Annotated in this window: 14 protein-coding genes; 3 read left to right on the top strand and 11 right to left on the bottom strand. The window is 40.9% G+C overall.

The features are described 5' to 3' along the window. Window positions 1–10: 10 nt before the first annotated feature. The 4 genes from ACVBDU_RS12225 to ACVBDU_RS12210 all read right to left on the bottom strand — a co-directional run bounded on the left by ACVBDU_RS12225 (window position 11) and on the right by ACVBDU_RS12210 (window position 6,273). Window positions 11–1,414: a tetratricopeptide repeat protein gene (locus ACVBDU_RS12225; protein WP_447180039.1), complete on the bottom strand. Its 1,404-nt coding sequence runs from the start codon at window positions 1,412–1,414 to the stop codon at window positions 11–13. Window positions 1,415–1,424: 10 nt separating this feature from the next. Next, window positions 1,425–4,550, bottom strand: coding sequence for a TonB-dependent receptor domain-containing protein (locus tag ACVBDU_RS12220; protein WP_447180038.1), 3,126 nt, complete (start codon window positions 4,548–4,550; stop codon window positions 1,425–1,427). 210 nt (window positions 4,551–4,760) lie between these two features. Next, window positions 4,761–5,648, bottom strand: a complete 888-nt coding sequence (locus tag ACVBDU_RS12215; protein ID WP_447180037.1) for a FecR family protein — start codon at window positions 5,646–5,648, stop codon at window positions 4,761–4,763. A 100-nt stretch (window positions 5,649–5,748) separates the two neighbouring features. Continuing rightward, a complete protein-coding gene (locus tag ACVBDU_RS12210) occupies window positions 5,749–6,273 on the bottom strand; it encodes an RNA polymerase sigma factor (protein WP_447180036.1) in 525 nt (174 codons plus the stop codon). 159 nt (window positions 6,274–6,432) lie between these two features. Here ACVBDU_RS12210 and ACVBDU_RS12205 point away from each other — a divergent pair, with 159 nt between their 5' ends. Beyond that, entirely contained in the window at window positions 6,433–6,564 is a 132-nt protein-coding gene (locus tag ACVBDU_RS12205) for a hypothetical protein (RefSeq protein ID WP_447180035.1), read from the top strand. A 29-nt stretch (window positions 6,565–6,593) separates the two neighbouring features. Here the strand turns inward: ACVBDU_RS12205 and ACVBDU_RS12200 are convergent, their stop codons facing one another. The 3 genes from ACVBDU_RS12200 to ACVBDU_RS12190 form a co-directional block, all read right to left on the bottom strand. Then, the gene (locus tag ACVBDU_RS12200; protein ID WP_447180034.1) at window positions 6,594–7,790 is read right to left on the bottom strand and encodes a winged helix-turn-helix domain-containing protein; all 1,197 of its coding nucleotides are present in this window, start codon (window positions 7,788–7,790) and stop codon (window positions 6,594–6,596) included. Window positions 7,791–8,013: 223 nt separating this feature from the next. Further along, a complete protein-coding gene (locus ACVBDU_RS12195; RefSeq protein ID WP_447180033.1) occupies window positions 8,014–8,358 on the bottom strand; it encodes a 5-carboxymethyl-2-hydroxymuconate Delta-isomerase in 345 nt (114 codons plus the stop codon). 76 nt (window positions 8,359–8,434) lie between these two features. Next, window positions 8,435–8,704, bottom strand: coding sequence for a hypothetical protein (locus ACVBDU_RS12190; RefSeq protein ID WP_447180032.1), 270 nt, complete (start codon window positions 8,702–8,704; stop codon window positions 8,435–8,437). Window positions 8,705–9,008: 304 nt separating this feature from the next. Between ACVBDU_RS12190 and ACVBDU_RS12185 the strand changes: the two genes are divergently transcribed. Further along, window positions 9,009–9,698 (top strand): hypothetical protein, encoded by a 690-nt coding sequence (locus ACVBDU_RS12185; protein WP_447180031.1) that lies wholly within the window; start codon window positions 9,009–9,011, stop codon window positions 9,696–9,698. 322 nt (window positions 9,699–10,020) lie between these two features. Here ACVBDU_RS12185 and ACVBDU_RS12180 read toward each other — a convergent pair whose 3' ends face one another. Then, on the bottom strand, window positions 10,021–10,416 hold the full coding sequence (locus ACVBDU_RS12180; RefSeq protein WP_447180030.1) for a hypothetical protein: 396 nt from the start codon (window positions 10,414–10,416) through the stop codon (window positions 10,021–10,023). A 421-nt stretch (window positions 10,417–10,837) separates the two neighbouring features. Between ACVBDU_RS12180 and ACVBDU_RS12175 the strand changes: the two genes are divergently transcribed. Then, window positions 10,838–11,554 (top strand): hypothetical protein, encoded by a 717-nt coding sequence (locus ACVBDU_RS12175; RefSeq protein ID WP_447180029.1) that lies wholly within the window; start codon window positions 10,838–10,840, stop codon window positions 11,552–11,554. Window positions 11,555–11,628: 74 nt separating this feature from the next. Here ACVBDU_RS12175 and ACVBDU_RS12170 read toward each other — a convergent pair whose 3' ends face one another. From ACVBDU_RS12170 to ACVBDU_RS12160, 3 genes are read right to left on the bottom strand one after another with little or no spacing between them, the layout of a single operon-like run. Next, window positions 11,629–12,267: a response regulator transcription factor gene (locus ACVBDU_RS12170; protein ID WP_447180028.1), complete on the bottom strand. Its 639-nt coding sequence runs from the start codon at window positions 12,265–12,267 to the stop codon at window positions 11,629–11,631. Between the two features lie 5 nt (window positions 12,268–12,272). Next, window positions 12,273–14,255 (bottom strand): tetratricopeptide repeat-containing sensor histidine kinase, encoded by a 1,983-nt coding sequence (locus ACVBDU_RS12165; RefSeq protein WP_447180027.1) that lies wholly within the window; start codon window positions 14,253–14,255, stop codon window positions 12,273–12,275. Window positions 14,256–14,271: 16 nt separating this feature from the next. After that, window positions 14,272–14,613: a hypothetical protein gene (locus ACVBDU_RS12160; RefSeq protein WP_447180026.1), complete on the bottom strand. Its 342-nt coding sequence runs from the start codon at window positions 14,611–14,613 to the stop codon at window positions 14,272–14,274. Between the last annotated feature and the right edge of the window lie 144 nt (window positions 14,614–14,757).

The following is a 14,757-nucleotide window of genomic DNA, read 5'->3' as shown; positions in this document are numbered from 1 at the left end:
TTATTTAGCTTTAAAAGAACGGAACAACTTCCGTCGCGCTTTTGTTTTCTACAATTATTTTGTTCATATCCACATCCATGGTAATATTTCCTTCGGCATCCGTCCGGAAATTATCCAACTGACCTCCTTCCGGAATAAAGGAAGGAATCTGTGCCACAGTATATTCGTCGGGGACATTGGGATTGTTGTCCTGTTCTGTCTGGGAAACAGGATATTTGATCCCCAGGTCCGTCAACCTCCTGCCTTCGCTGATAAATATTTCCTGACGGAGCTGGTATACCAGGTACAGGAGTTTATCTACCGTGACAGCGTTTTCAATGTCATCACTTGTAATGCTGGTTCCGGAAACAGTATAAACGTTTACATTTCCAACCTGGCGATCCAGGACGTATCCTTCCCTATAAACACTTTCACTATCGAACCTGACCAATACTTCTGTTAAAGGATAATCGTCCCGGTTACCACCGTTCCTTGTCTCTCCGCTATCATCAATAAGTACTACGGGGCGTTCTGCCACTAACGTCAATAAAGACTGTAACACAGTTTTGGCTTCAGTCATGTTTTGCTGTGCCAGATAGGCTTCGGCCATGATCAGATAGGCTTCTTCTGATTTTGCCAGGGCAACAGGTTTCTGATCGGTTTCGGGGGTTCCTTCCGAATAATATTTCGGATCGAGAAAATCCAGTCTCGGTAGCGGAGCCAAACGATTGGGCAACGCATCAAAAATGGCGTTCTGCATTTCATTCCGTACTCCGTTCTGACCGTCAAATTGTATATGGTACAGCAGGGAAGGGCTGGATAAAGATGCCCTGGCTGCTTCGATGGCATTGGACACATCTCCTACGTTATAATACACCCTGGCTTTCAAAAGCTGGTACACGGCTATCCGTTCAGGATCGGTTTCCAGGCTGATAGCAGCTTCCAGATTTAAAATGGCATTGCCAAAAATTTGTTCGGGGGTAAGTACTGTTCCCAGGTTTGTCTCCGGTAACCCGGTAAAGAGTTCTCCTCCCAGGATATTGGCGTATCCCAGGCAAAAATGCATAAAAGCCTCGTCTTCTGCCGTGGCCGAGGCGTCGGCAACAACAATATGATTTATACCATATACGGCCATTTCCCGCAACGCCTGTACATCAGCCTGGAGACTATTGACATCCACATCAAAATAATCGATCTGTGGAATATCAAAAACCTTACTGTATTGCGAATAGTTGTTGAAATAATTGTCGGAGGTAATGGCAACATTTACATTTACGGTATTGGCAGTAACGGCCAGCTGGCGTTTTAATCCTACAATCCAACTGCTTACGGAATTGGGATTTTCGAGATAAACATCCTCCGTAACGTTGGGATTCTCTACACAAGATGTTATACAGATCAAAAGAAGTAATAGATATATGCTGTTCTTTTTCATCATCGTTTTTTTAAAAGTTAATTTTTACAGATGCCAGAAATTGTCTCGGAGCCGAATAGGTCGCGTAAGAGATCCCCCCGGTGCTTGCCCCTCCCTGTCCCTGGGCGGCACCACTTATGGTAGCTTCCGGATCAAATGTCGAGGAAGTAAAATTTAGCGGGTTTAGGGCTGTAAGTCCAAAAATCATATTATTATAAAAACTTTTTTCTTTTGGTCTGAACATATAGGTCATTCCAATTGTCCGAATTTTAAGGTAGTCTGTTTTTTCCACAAAACAATTGGTGAAATTTAACCAGTTTGTCCTTCCGTTGGTCTCGATTTCTCCTTGCGGAATAAAATCTTCCGAAGCGCCGTAGTAGTACCGGAATTGTGCATCCCAGTTAGCGGCATAAGCCCCGGTCTGGTAGGAAGCATTACTGAACAGACTGAAATTTTTATAGGAAAAATTCAGTCCGAGATTACCAAAAACCTTTGGGATAGTGGAACCGAGATAGGATTGTGGCGTGGTTTCTTCGAGTACACCGTTTTCATCAAAAACACCATAATTCCCACGGATGAAGCCTACGGGATGCCCTTCCTGTACAACTGTTTGCAGTGTCCTGGAACTGAATCCGTTAATATTGAATGCAGGTGCTCCTCCCGCGTCGATTACTTCATTGTGTAGGGTGTTTACGGAAGCATTGATACTCAGGGTTATGTCTTCGGTTTGTACCGGAACTACAATGGCACTGATCTCCAGACCATAGTTTTCTATTTCCCCGATATTATACAACTGGCTTACCCTGTAGCCTCCGGAAGGAGCCGGCGGTACATAAAACAACGCATCCTTTGTAAGTGCACGGTAATACCCGGCAGAGAGGTTTATCCTGTTGTTCCAAAAGGCTATATCCACACCTGCTTCTGTTGTGGTTGTTTTCTCCGGTTTCAGGTTATCATTTCCGGGTTGGCCGAAAAAAGCGGCTTGTTCTCCCAGAAAACCGTCAAATGAGATTGTCTTTTCGTTGGCGTATGCAGGTGGCAGGTTTCCGGCAACACCATAACTGGCACGAAAACGCAGCGAATTTAATACCTGTGATTTAAACCAGGGTTCGGAGGAAATCATGTATGATAATCCTGCTTTAGGATAAAACTGAGTCCCTATATTATCCCCGAAAGCAGGGTTACGGTCCCCTCGGATACCCAGGTCGAGAAACAGTTTATCGGCATATCCTATATTTTCCTGGAGGTATATTCCATAGTTCAAGACTTCATTGAGGTATTCGTCACTGTCTTTTATGGCTGCATCGCTTATGGTCTGTGCACCATCCCGGATGTTGGTCCCGCTGAACAATATCTGGCGGTCCCTGGTCCGGAAAAATTGCCCTCCCAAAGTGCTTATCAAAGAAAAATCCCCGGTTTCATAGGTGTGTTGTGCCGTCAATTCCAATGTTACTCCCAGATAGTTGCGCTGTACGTTTTGTATACTCCCCTGGTCGGTAATCTCCTGCCCCCGGGTAGCGGAGAGGTATTCATTGGTCTGTACGACGTTTTGCTCCTGCATCCGGAAATCAATACCTCCCGTAAACTTCACTAAAAGGTTATCAAAAGGCCGGTACTTGAAAATTTGTGATGTCGTAAAGCGATTTACAACAATACTGTTGTCCTGAAGCCTTTCCGCATTGTCCACAAAATCCCTGATCTCCCCGAACTCTTCGTCCGAAAGCTCATCGAGCCTGTTATTAAAACCAGGCCCGGTAATAGAAGAAGCCCCGTCCTCTGCAAACCAAAGCCCGGTATACCCTCCCTGGTTACCGTTACGGCTTCTCTTGTACTTGTTATAAACATATATAAAGGAACTTTCGTAATCTACGTTATCTGCCAGTTTTGCCCGGAACCCGGTACTGAAATCGGCTTTCTGATTTTCGTTCTGATCGTGTATCTGTACCCCTGAACTGTTCAGAAAACTTCCGGCAAAATTATATCCGAACCCTCTTTCGCTCTCCCCGTTGACATTAAGCCTGTATTTCTGGTAGGCTCCTGTACGGAACAAAAGGTCTTTCGTACGGTCGAAATACAGAAAATCGGTAGTAGGCGTTTCAAAACCTGCTTCGGTTCCTACTGTGAGATGGGTTCCGGGCCTACCCCCTTTTTTAGTAAATATCTGGATGACCCCGTTAGCTGCATCTGATCCGTAAAGTGTGGTTGCAGCTCCCCCGTTTATATATTCTATCTTTTCAATATTATCCATCGGAATATCGGCTATGGCACTCATGGAAGCCCCCTGGGAAGTTCCTCCCAATGCCGATTGGGTATTGAGATTATCCAGGCGAACACCGTCCAGGTAAATAATAGGCGTGGAATTCAGAAAAGCAGAGTTCACTCCCCTTGCCCTTATGATAGATGTAGCTCCCGCCTGTCCCCCGGTAAGATTGATCTGCGCATTAGGTAATTTAGCCGATAACTGCTGGTCGATACGTTGTGCCGGCAATTGCTCCAACTCATCTGAACTGATGGTGGTTACCCTGGTAGACAGGCGTTTTTTACGCACATCTGCTCCCTGCCCCGTTACAACCACTTCATTCAGACTCTCAAAAGAGGGTTCCAGACTAACCAGTATGTTACTTACCGGGTCTTCTACAATCTCCATGTGCATCTTGTATCCGAGGTAGGACACCTTGAGTTCCACAGGGAAAGACCGGATAGCAAGCTCAAAATTTCCATCGAAATCCGTTACGGTACCTAAACCGGTCTCCTCAACAAACACATTGGCGCCGAAAACGGGTATATCATTTTCATCCAGTACTTTACCACTTATTATGCGTTGTTGTGTTTTTGGTGTAATTGTCTTGCGCTTTAAAGCTATAGTATGCCCTTCAATAAGGTAAGAAATCGGGGCCAGGCGTCCCAGATTGTTCAGATTTTCACGAATTCCCAGTTCTTTTTTCAGTTTATAGTCCTTTACGCTTATGTCTTTAAAATTGTCGGGGTTATAAACAAAGTTTATTTCCTGGTAATTTGCTTTCAGGAGTTCGAGTATCACACTTAATTTTTGTGTTTCATAGAACACGGTTGAAAGACTGGCAGCGGTAGCCGATACATGTACCGAAAACAGGATTACACACCATATTTTCAGGGTAAAAAATTGTTTTAGTTTCATCTTTAATACTATGTTACAGATTGTTTTGGCTATCACAAGGGCCGGTAGTGATAGCATTTACAGTAGCTTAGACGATACCTCCTTTTTGGAGTAGTCTTTTTCTTTGGTTTTACTTGAAATTTCTCATGAGATTAGTTATGTTTGGTTATTCTTTATTACTATGTAATTTCAGATACTCAGGAGGGGGATCGGGCCGGATCTTCCTCTTGTTTATTCACAGGAACCGGAAACCAGCCGGTATTGGTTCGTTCCTTTCTTTTCAAAATCTATGTTGTGAGAAAAACGGATAAGGCGAAACAAATGCGATATATCGTCTTCTATTTTGAAAGTTCCCGTTATCCGACACTGTTGTATGCTATCCGCATCATATAGCAACTTTATGTGATAGTAATTCTCGATCTTTACAAACAGTTCAGACAACGGAGTCTCCGAACATTCTATGGAGGAAGAAGTCCAGGCTATGGTACCTCTTTTATGAAACTCTCGTATGTACCCGCCGGCATTCGTAAAATCATAGACAAATTCCCGGCCGGGTGATAATTGTTCTTGCAAACCATTGGCCATGCCTATTGCTACTTTACCGGAGTACAGAGACACCCGGATATCCGGGTTTTCCTTATAGGCATATACGTTAAAGCTGGTACCGAGTACGGTAACGGCCAACGAGTCGGTCTCTATCCGAAACGGGTGCAGACTGTCTTTGGAAATATCAAAAAACGCTTCCCCAAAAAGCGTTACCTTTCTCTTTTCGGAAGGACTGTAGGACAGCGTGGAAAACCGGTTGAGGATAATCTCTGATCCATCCTCCAGTTTTATATGTTTCGGCTTGTTCTCGTTATTGACAATAAGCACTTCTTCTTTTCCGGAAAAAGCGTACCACGACAGTCCCACAGATAGCATAATTACTACTACAGCCGCCGCAGTCAGACGATACATGCGCCATTTTTGCCTGGATATGGACAGGGATATACGTTTCCATACCCGATTACCAACGCCGGTTTCGTTTATCTTTGCATGTTCCGAAGCTTTCCATACCTCATCGATATGTCTGTGCAGATCCGCTTCGGAAGTATAAGGATACTTCTTTTTCTCTTCCATACTTTAAAGAATGAATACACCCTATATTCGATCTTTAAAATACTTTCCCCTACGGGTTTACAGTTTGGTAACTTTTTCTTTAAATAAAAAACAGCCAAAGTTATAGTGTCCCAAGCTCTTTTTTAAGTATTTTATTAGCTTTGGAAATCTGATTCTCAACGGTTTTCACCGATATATTCTTGTAGTCTGCTATTTCTGTTCGGGTAAGCCCCTCTATCTTGTACAGGGTAAAGATTTCTTTACACCTGGCAGGTAACTGCTCTATGGCACGAAGCAGTTTTTGCTGTTGTGTTTTACCTATATCAGGGATTTCCCCGGTTTCAGGGTCTTCCTGGCTTTCGGGAAGGGATAATTCATCGGTAGAAAGGAAATGCTTTTTCTTTTTAAGCGCATCGAGTATAAAAAACCTGGCAATACGGACTAATTGAGCCTCGACGGTCACCGTATCGGAAAGCCTTGCCCGGGTGTTATAAAACTTCAGAAAAATATCGTGAACCAAATCTTCTGCTTCGACGGGTGCTTTGGTAAAGTGAAGCGCTAGAAGGTAGATCCGTTGATAATACTTCCGATAGATGCGTTCCAATGCCTTCTTATCTCCATTTTTAAAATCCGAAAGTAAAGACATAGATAAAGGCAGTTAAAGTTGCCTTCAAATTTAGGCCTGTTTATGCCTGTCCGCCTTGAAGAAATATTAAATAACTTTAAAGTTATTGTTACTGTCACTCATTCCTAATTCCGGAACCGGCAAAATCTTTTATAACAACTTAATTTATCTGAAAAAGGAATGGAGCATGGAAAACTGCTGGGGCAGGTTTTTGGACAGACACAGGTCGAGAGACTGGACCTGTCCAGCGCGGATCTTGACGACAGCCACCTCCCGGTGGTCCGTAACGAACAACCACAACAACCTTTATAACATTGAAGTCTTATACTTCGAGTACATATCTACTGAAGGCTTGCTTTAATTTTTTTTGTTAATGCTGACGGACTTACTTTGGTCAGTTTTACGGATTGACATCCGTTAAAGGTAGCAAAGCGATTGACTGCCTCCACAAAAGCTTCTAACCATGATTCGACTTCTAAATGTTTATTTTCAATGTGTAAATGAATAAGCTCAAATTGCCCATTTTTACGATGTGCTTTGCAATCGACACGTCCGATAAATTCGTCTCCAAACAGAATGGGCAAACAGAAATAGCCATACTGCCTTTTTTCTTTAGGCGTGTAACATTCGAGACGGTAAGTGAAATTAAAAAGTTGTTCTGCACGCTCACGGTGAATAACCGAGTTATCGAAAGGAGATAACAGTCGAATATCGGGAGATGGCTTTTTAATTTTGTTTTCAAATAGTTCAGGGAGCACAAAAATAGTGGGCAGCCCATCAATGTTTACTTGTTGCACTGTTTTTGCTTCAAGCATTGATTGCAAAACGAGTTCAACATTTTTTCGTAGTGCTTTACCGGTTTTTAAGTGTGTTATTTGTTTGACGGTAGTAATACCATAAGCCCGCAAATACGTTTTGATTAAATATTCAGCAAATTCCAGAGGATCGGGTTCAGTAGTGTTGATGGTATTGGGCAATACTCTTTCGGTCAGGTCGTAGATTTTTTCCATACCATTACGCCCACATATCATTAAATCACCCTGCATAAAAAGTTTTTCAAGGGCTACTTTTGTCGGTTTCCACTCCCACCAACTTCCTGATTTTTTATTAGTAGATTTAAAATCCCTTGCTTTTTGCGGACCGTCTAAACGGATTCTATCTTTTACATAACTAAGGATTTTTGGGTCCACATTATTGTAATAACGTGCTTCTCCTCGTTTAAAGAGAAGCATTTGGGGCAAGGCGTATCGAAAATCCCTTATGGGCAAATAAGATGCTGCGTGAAACCAATATTCAAAAACTTTACGCTCTTCGACCAACTGGTCTAAATACTCCGTTTGATAATCAGGCACCCTGGTCCAAAAAGTATGGTGATGTGCCCGCTCAACTATTGCCAGTGTGTCAATTTGAACATAACCAAGGTGTTCTAGTGCAGATAACACAGCTTTCTTGCCCTTTCCAAATGGATCTGTTTTACTTAGTCCCTGGCTTTGTAACGTCACATGTTGAAGTTGTTTTAAGATCGAACTTTGCTTCATTTTATTCTTCTATTGAAATATAGGTTTCTACCTCGGCATTGTCTCCATCGTAGTACTGGTCTTGAATATTTTCTCCCCAAAGTTTTTCTGAATCTTCGAGCGATTATCCGTTTTGGTTTGTTGTTTCAATTGATAGTTTTTAGTGAAGGGGCCAGCTGGCGTGTGGGCAGAATAAAAGAACCGAAGGATCAAATTTAGACAGTTTCTTAGAGTTAGTTCAGTATTACACCATTGATTTGTTACAATAAGTTGCTTTTTCAAAATCCCTGATATTGATTGAAATAATCGGAACGTCCGGGAACATTAATTTCAATTCGGCAATAATTCTTTCCGAAAGATTCTTTTTTTGAGAAACAGTTCGTCCTTCCATAATATTAGCGAAGATGTGAATAAAATCATCTTCGGTATTTCCGATATTGTAATACTCAAAAGGGTTAATTCTTACTTTAATATCTCCTTTGTCAAAAAGATCGGTTGATTCAGCTGTATCATACACTTTCTGAATAATTTCTTTCGGAGATTTTATTTTTATAATATTTTCAGAACAGTCAATTACAAAATGTGGCATAAATGATTTTTATTTAGTTTTTTGATTTGAATGTTAAGTAACATATTATTCAATCACAAATATACCTCTTCTTCCTTTAAAATAGTTGGGCAATAGCACTTTTTGCACCGCTTCTTCCGGTATTTGTTAACAATGCAACTGCCTGAAAACAAAACTGCTTTTTCACAGGGAATAACGAAGAAACGGCTCGACACCAGGTAGAAGCCTTTAATAAAAAACGCTTTGAGGTCAATGTCATCGGTTTTTTGAGTCCGGCAGAAATAAATGACCAGGCACAGAGCGGTAAAGCAGATTTTGGAGAACCGGCCGGAATGATCCGGCAGACGAGCAACAAGTCCTGGAACATGTATTATCCTTTAAAGACGACTTGTTTGTCGTTTTATAGATGACGATAAAGTCACAGATCTTAAAGCACCTTTAAGCCTGACTTCAGACAGTGTTATTGCCTTTATCTGAATGATGTTTCAAGTCGGTTCGTATTGGTAAGTAATTATCTAAAGAATCTTTGATAGACTTTAAGAGCCTGCCCGAGTTTTATCCCTTCGGCAGGCTCGGGACATCTTTGGTTCTTTTTTAAATATCACCGAAATCGGGTATTGAACTCCGCTTCCGATGGCCCAACTTTGTAGTATTATTAAAAAACTAAGATTATGGATTTTAAGACAATGATACAATTACCGGTACTTGAGACAAGTCAAGTATTAGAAGTACTTCAGGAAATAGCGAATAAAGAGCGTAACCAGGAAAGACCTAATATGCCCAAGGTTTCTATAAGCAACAGTTCAGGACAAGTTTCGGGTTATTTTATAAATTATGATGCTGATAAAGGAGTGATTTTAGTGGGTAATTGGTATGATAATCAAGCTGATTTACAATACATTAATTTTCACGGCATTTCTTCTATTTCTGTAGCCAATATTAAGAATTACGCCTACTTATTATCAGACGGAAAAATCCCGTTTATACCTGATCCAAATGAAGTTCCTACAATGCTTCAGCTTAAAAAAGAAATTAAAAACCTAAGCTTAGCCCTTAAAGATACGCTTGGCAAAGAACTTACTATCACCTACAGGCATACGGACACTTCTACGGATACCGAAAAATTCTATGCCGGAAGGGTAATAAATTTACTAAAAGAGACCTTAAATACTGTTTCGGAAGATAATCTGGCCAAAAAAGCGTTTACAGAAACCGTAAATACCCTTCATTTCTCATTTTCTGAAGAGAATACAGTTACCCTCGAGAATGATGAACTTCACGTTTCACTAAGTCTTGCTAAAGGCTGGAAAAGTGTCGCTTCAAAAACAGAACTGCAAGATCAAATTGAAAAAACCCTATAACTACGATTAACAGTCACAGTCCGTCTTTTACTGAAAATAATCCGTGTACTCAAGGTGCGTATTTTTCGGCTGTGTTAAAAGGTGTGGTTCTTAATAAAGTTAACGACCTCGGGGCATCCCGATACCGGGACACTTAGTGAGTAAAAATGGATTAACACCATTGGAGAAACTAACTTAAAATGTCTTTAAGAAGATTCATAAAGACGTTTTTTATACTTCATTTTTCAGTCGTATACCATTGAATTTCTACTCTGAATTCAGCCCAATAAAAAAGGAAAGCCTGTTGAGCTTTCCTTTTTATGAAGAGTATAGTCTGCCTCTCTTACAAACTGTTTTCCAGATATTCACGAATTACAAGATCTGAGAAATATCCGCTGTGGTGACCACCCCAGCAAGCGGTAAGTGAAAATACACCACCTTCTAACTTTAATTCTTTTTTATCTTCTGCTCCTTCGCCGGGAATACAATACACCTCTACGGTATTAATACTTTCCTGTACGGCTTCTTTCCCCATATCATCAGCGCAGATTTCTTTTAGAGAATCGGTGAGACGTTGTAAACACACGCTTGGCACGAACTTTATAAAGTCTAATTCAAAAGTATCCCAGTTGATATTAACCGGTAATTCTTTACCTACGATCTCATTGATCTCTTTTTGGTAATCTCCCAGATATTGATCTTCAATGGCTTTAGCTGCTTTTCTTTCTTGTAGTCCCATAATGGTTTTATTATTGAAATTAATACTTCAAAAGTACCCTGCATTAAGAGACAAAAACTGCCCTGTTTTGATGAATGTTAAAACTCACGGAATTCCGTGAGCCGGTCTTTGCGACTTCCTCTTAGATTAGCATTTATAAATCTGTTTATTTATGAAGCATATGATCTATTTAGTAATACTACTGGTTGTCACCCTATTGTCTTTGGGCAGTTGTGCCAGATTATTTGGCGGTATGAGTAAAAGCCGGGCAGCTTCGGTACTCGACCAGTATCTTTCAGAACGGTTTCAACAAAATTTAGGCTTTGACAACTTGCACCGCTTTTTTAATGAAGGCAATATGAACCCCAATATGTTCTCGGTTGAGATTTTTGAAAAACAGCGTCCCAAAATACGTTTTGCCTTACACTTTGATGCCAAACGTATGAAAGAAGAAGATACTTTATATCAAGGGGCCTTGCATAATAAGTCTGTTGCACAAATGTATAAGGAAGCAGAAATTGATTACAACCTAAAACAAAACCTGACTGCTCAAATAGAAAAGAAAGGTGTTGCTTTGGATTTTAATTATTTTACCGCTGAAATGGATTTTACGGTCTCCCATACTCCCGAATTTATAAAAGAGACTATTTCAGAATTACTGAGAACTATGAACCTCAACCGGAGTGTGCTCAATTGTGCCGGATATTTCAAATTCAATATAAAAACACCAGAGTTACCTAATGCGCTTTTGCAGGGTGCAACCTCACCGGAAAGCGGCGGATGGGAGTTTACAGAATTTACTCTTAATCAAAAAGCCGCCGGTTATAAGCAGTTGGAAAATAAGCTTACTACAAATACCATTGCCTATTTAAAGGAAACACATCCCGGTTACCGTTTGCATCCCGTTTCTAAAACAATGGTAAACGCAGACACGTTTGATGAGGCTGTCCGGATGCAATTTTTATGTGATCGAAAAGAAACTGCAAGTCCAGATACCGCTGCATGGAAAGACCCGGCGACCGCAGTACTTCTGGTATTTTTTGATATAGAAACTCAAAAGATTATTCGCAGAGAATTGCAACCGGTTAACGATACACGATCGTTTATAGAGCGGTGGGAAGCCCTAAACCGGGAGCTGCCTTTTTCTACCGCATTATAATCTCATCTACCAGTTATACAAAAAAAACCGGTGCGTGTCTTGCATCGGGCTTTTTGCGTGCCTAACATATTCCTTTAATCGTCGAACAATCCGGATTCTATCGCATACCTGACCGCGCCTGTGGTAGTTTTAGAACCTGTTTTTAAAAGAATATTCTTGCGATGGGTCTCTACCGTATTTACCGAAATAAAGAGTTTTTCTGAAATCTCTTTAGACGTGAGTTCTTCTCCTAAAAGGTGAAGTACTTCTTTTTCTCTGGGCGACAATTCTATGCTTTTGTACTTTTTTCGTTCAAAAACGCTTTCCATATAGCGCTGCTTAATAAGCTCTGAAAAATATTGCTCGCCGTCAATTACAGTGCGCACCGCTTTTTGCAATTCTCCTTTACTGGTAAATTTTGGCACAAAACCATTCGCTCCTTTTTGAATCACTTTATGCACGGTACGGTGATTATCCAGCATGCTCAGCATAATAACTTTTACGTCACTGTGCTTCTTTTTAATTTCGGTAAGCAGTTCGAGTCCGTCCATTTTAGGCATACTTATGTCACTGATAATCAAATCAATATCAAACTGATTGAGTAAGCGTATAACCTGTTTTCCTTCGGTAGCTAAATGTACTTCTCCGATCTCCGGCATATCTTGTAAAATGGTATTTATACCTTCTAAGAACATTAAATGGTCGTCTGCAATAATGATGTTTATTTTCTTCAAAATATCTAATTTAAAGGAATAGGAATGTCTATGGTAATCGAAGTTCCGCTGCCAGAACCGCTGTCTATATCTAATGTGCCCTGCACTTTTTGCAGGCGTTCTTTAATATTACGAAGTCCGATTCCCTGTTTTCTGTTTTTCTGAAATCCTTTTCCGTTATCGTTAATCACGATATTTAAATGGTCTTCGTGCTTGGTAAGTTGCACTTCTGCCCGGGTCGCTTCGGCATGTTTTAAAATATTGCTTATCAACTCCTGTACGATACGGTAGACGTCTGCCAGAAGTTCATCAGGCAAGGCATCTATATCTTCTTCCGGAAAGAAAAACGTCTGAATTTCCAGCTCTGTTTTATTCGTAATCTGATCGATAAAATCACTGAGAAAACTGCTAAAACCTATTTTCGAAAACGGTAACGGGTGCAGTTGATGCGAAAGTCCGCGTATTTCTATACACGCATTGCTGATGGCATCTAATATTCGTTTAGTCTGTGGTTTTTCGCGCTGATCTTCTGTATAATGCTCAAAAGCAATTTTTATCCCCGCTAAATCACTCCCGATACCATCGTGAATTTCCCGGGCCAGACGCGCGCGCTCTTCATCCTGTCCTTCCTGATACCGCTCTATAACCGATAATTTGTGATCTTTAATCATCTGGTTAATGCGTTGTTTGGCGTTTTCTTCCTGCTGCAAACTCAACTCTTTTTGCACACGCAACCGCTGAATGTAAAAAAGACGCAGTATGATTAACGAAATTAAGACCAGTACAAATCCTGCAATAAATACATTTCTTATAATGCGCTGGCGTTTTACGGTAAGCTCCGCTTTTTGTAATTCTGCTTCGCTGAGCTTTTGTTCTTTTTCAAGCAGTTTAATCCGGGTCTCCTTTAACTGGGTTTCGTAACGTTCCTGAAGCCTGGCGACATATTTTTCTTTATCAAGCGAGTTTTGTTCTGCTGTTGTATTAACCCCCTTATCGTAGAATTTCAACGCATTCTCATAATCGCCCTGATCCTGATAGAGCTGTGATAGGTTCTTATAAATATCTGAATTGTATCTCAACAGCGATTGCTCCTCGCCAATAGCTAAAGCCTGATGAAAATAATCAATGGCTTTTTCAGTATTGCCCAGTTTGCTTTCGCAAAGCCCCAGATCATTGAGTACAATGGTAATGTCTGAATTAAACTGAAGTTCTCTTAGAAGCCTCAGTGTTTTTTTAAGGGCAACTATAGCTTCCTGGTAGCGTTTTTCTTCCAGAAGCATCTGCGACAGATTGATGTGTATGTAGGCTATTACTGCTTTGTTTCCTTCGCGTTCTCTGTAATCTAATACCGTCTGGTACTGCTTTCGGGACTCGTCAAACCTCCCCTGTTCTTTTAAGATATTTGCAAAATTAAATAAGGTGGTAAGCACCCCGTCATCATCTTTTAACTCCCGGTATAAGTTTGCCGCACGATCCAAATTCTCAGAAGCCTTTTTGTACTCCTTCTGAAGCACATAAAGCGTCGCGATATTTTGATACGCATTCGCCTCTTGCTGCTTGTCATCGTTGTTTTTGGCGTAACTCAGACACTGCAAAAAGCCGTCCATCGCCTTAGGGTATTCGCCCAGATTTTTATAACCCAACGCCAGCAGGTTGTAACAGGCTGCCAGCCCGTTTTCAAAATTGAGCTGTTTTAATATCTTAATGGTTTGCTGCGAATGAGCTACCGTGCTCTGGTAATCTCCCGATATATTTCCCAGATTTCCCAGCGCATAATGTGCCTGTGCCTGTTGCAATTTTAAGTCCGGTTTATTAGCTTCAGCCAGCCATTCTAAAGCTGCTTTTTTTGCCAGCCCGGGATGCGCATATAAATTCTGGCGATATACGCTGGCCAGGGAATCTATTACTGCCGACGATGGTACACTCTGCCCCGATAGACTGTGACCTGTTCCCAGAAAAAAAAGCAGAATTAAAACCGGATGCTTTACAAATTTCACCATTGAACTCATTAAATACGGTTCGCCTTTAGGCAAAATACGTCGTTCTTAAATAGGATTTAATTTTCTGTAATTCTTGCGTTTCCAGAACTTCCATCTCCATACTAAATCGCGATGAACTTTCTAATAAACCAAAATGCAAAAAGAGGTCTTCTTTAGAATTAGAATCGGCGATTTGCTGATGTTCTTTTAACTGATTTTCCTGCAGGTTTTCTTTGCTTAAAAACATCTTATTATATTTAAGACAGTTTCTTAGTATATGGACCAACAGCTCCCCGTTTTCCGATGTATTTTTTATAACTGCCGCAAGATAATTAATATCTTCAGGATAATCGTAAAAAGCTCTGTAAGGATACGTGGCTATTCTCATGTCCTTCAACAGCGCATAAAAAAGCCCGTTTGTAATAGGCTCCTGCATTCATAGCTTGATAAGGGGTGACAAATTAGGGTAGCGCTTACGGCGGCACGTTACTTATAGTTAAAAGTATAATACGGTAAAAAATAGATTATCTGA

The organism is Sinomicrobium endophyticum (genome assembly GCF_052983315.1).
This window is presented reverse-complemented; position numbering and strand designations above follow the sequence as displayed.

Excerpts from the sequence above, each read along its gene's own strand:
- ACVBDU_RS12225 (WP_447180039.1), bottom strand. The coding sequence starts at position 1,414 with ATGAAAAAGAACAGCATATATCTATTACTTCTTTTGATCTGTATAACA.
- ACVBDU_RS12220 (WP_447180038.1), bottom strand. The coding sequence starts at position 4,550 with ATGAAACTAAAACAATTTTTTACCCTGAAAATATGGTGTGTAATCCTG.
- ACVBDU_RS12215 (WP_447180037.1), bottom strand. The coding sequence starts at position 5,648 with ATGGAAGAGAAAAAGAAGTATCCTTATACTTCCGAAGCGGATCTGCAC.
- ACVBDU_RS12210 (WP_447180036.1), bottom strand. The coding sequence starts at position 6,273 with ATGTCTTTACTTTCGGATTTTAAAAATGGAGATAAGAAGGCATTGGAA.
- ACVBDU_RS12205 (WP_447180035.1), top strand. The coding sequence starts at position 6,433 with ATGGAGCATGGAAAACTGCTGGGGCAGGTTTTTGGACAGACACAGGTC.
- ACVBDU_RS12200 (WP_447180034.1), bottom strand. The coding sequence starts at position 7,790 with ATGAAGCAAAGTTCGATCTTAAAACAACTTCAACATGTGACGTTACAA.
- ACVBDU_RS12195 (WP_447180033.1), bottom strand. The coding sequence starts at position 8,358 with ATGCCACATTTTGTAATTGACTGTTCTGAAAATATTATAAAAATAAAA.
- ACVBDU_RS12190 (WP_447180032.1), bottom strand. The coding sequence starts at position 8,704 with ATGTTCCAGGACTTGTTGCTCGTCTGCCGGATCATTCCGGCCGGTTCT.
- ACVBDU_RS12185 (WP_447180031.1), top strand. The coding sequence starts at position 9,009 with ATGGATTTTAAGACAATGATACAATTACCGGTACTTGAGACAAGTCAA.
- ACVBDU_RS12180 (WP_447180030.1), bottom strand. The coding sequence starts at position 10,416 with ATGGGACTACAAGAAAGAAAAGCAGCTAAAGCCATTGAAGATCAATAT.
- ACVBDU_RS12175 (WP_447180029.1), top strand. The coding sequence starts at position 10,838 with ATGAAAGAAGAAGATACTTTATATCAAGGGGCCTTGCATAATAAGTCT.
- ACVBDU_RS12165 (WP_447180027.1), bottom strand. The coding sequence starts at position 14,255 with ATGAGTTCAATGGTGAAATTTGTAAAGCATCCGGTTTTAATTCTGCTT.
- ACVBDU_RS12160 (WP_447180026.1), bottom strand. The coding sequence starts at position 14,613 with ATGAGAATAGCCACGTATCCTTACAGAGCTTTTTACGATTATCCTGAA.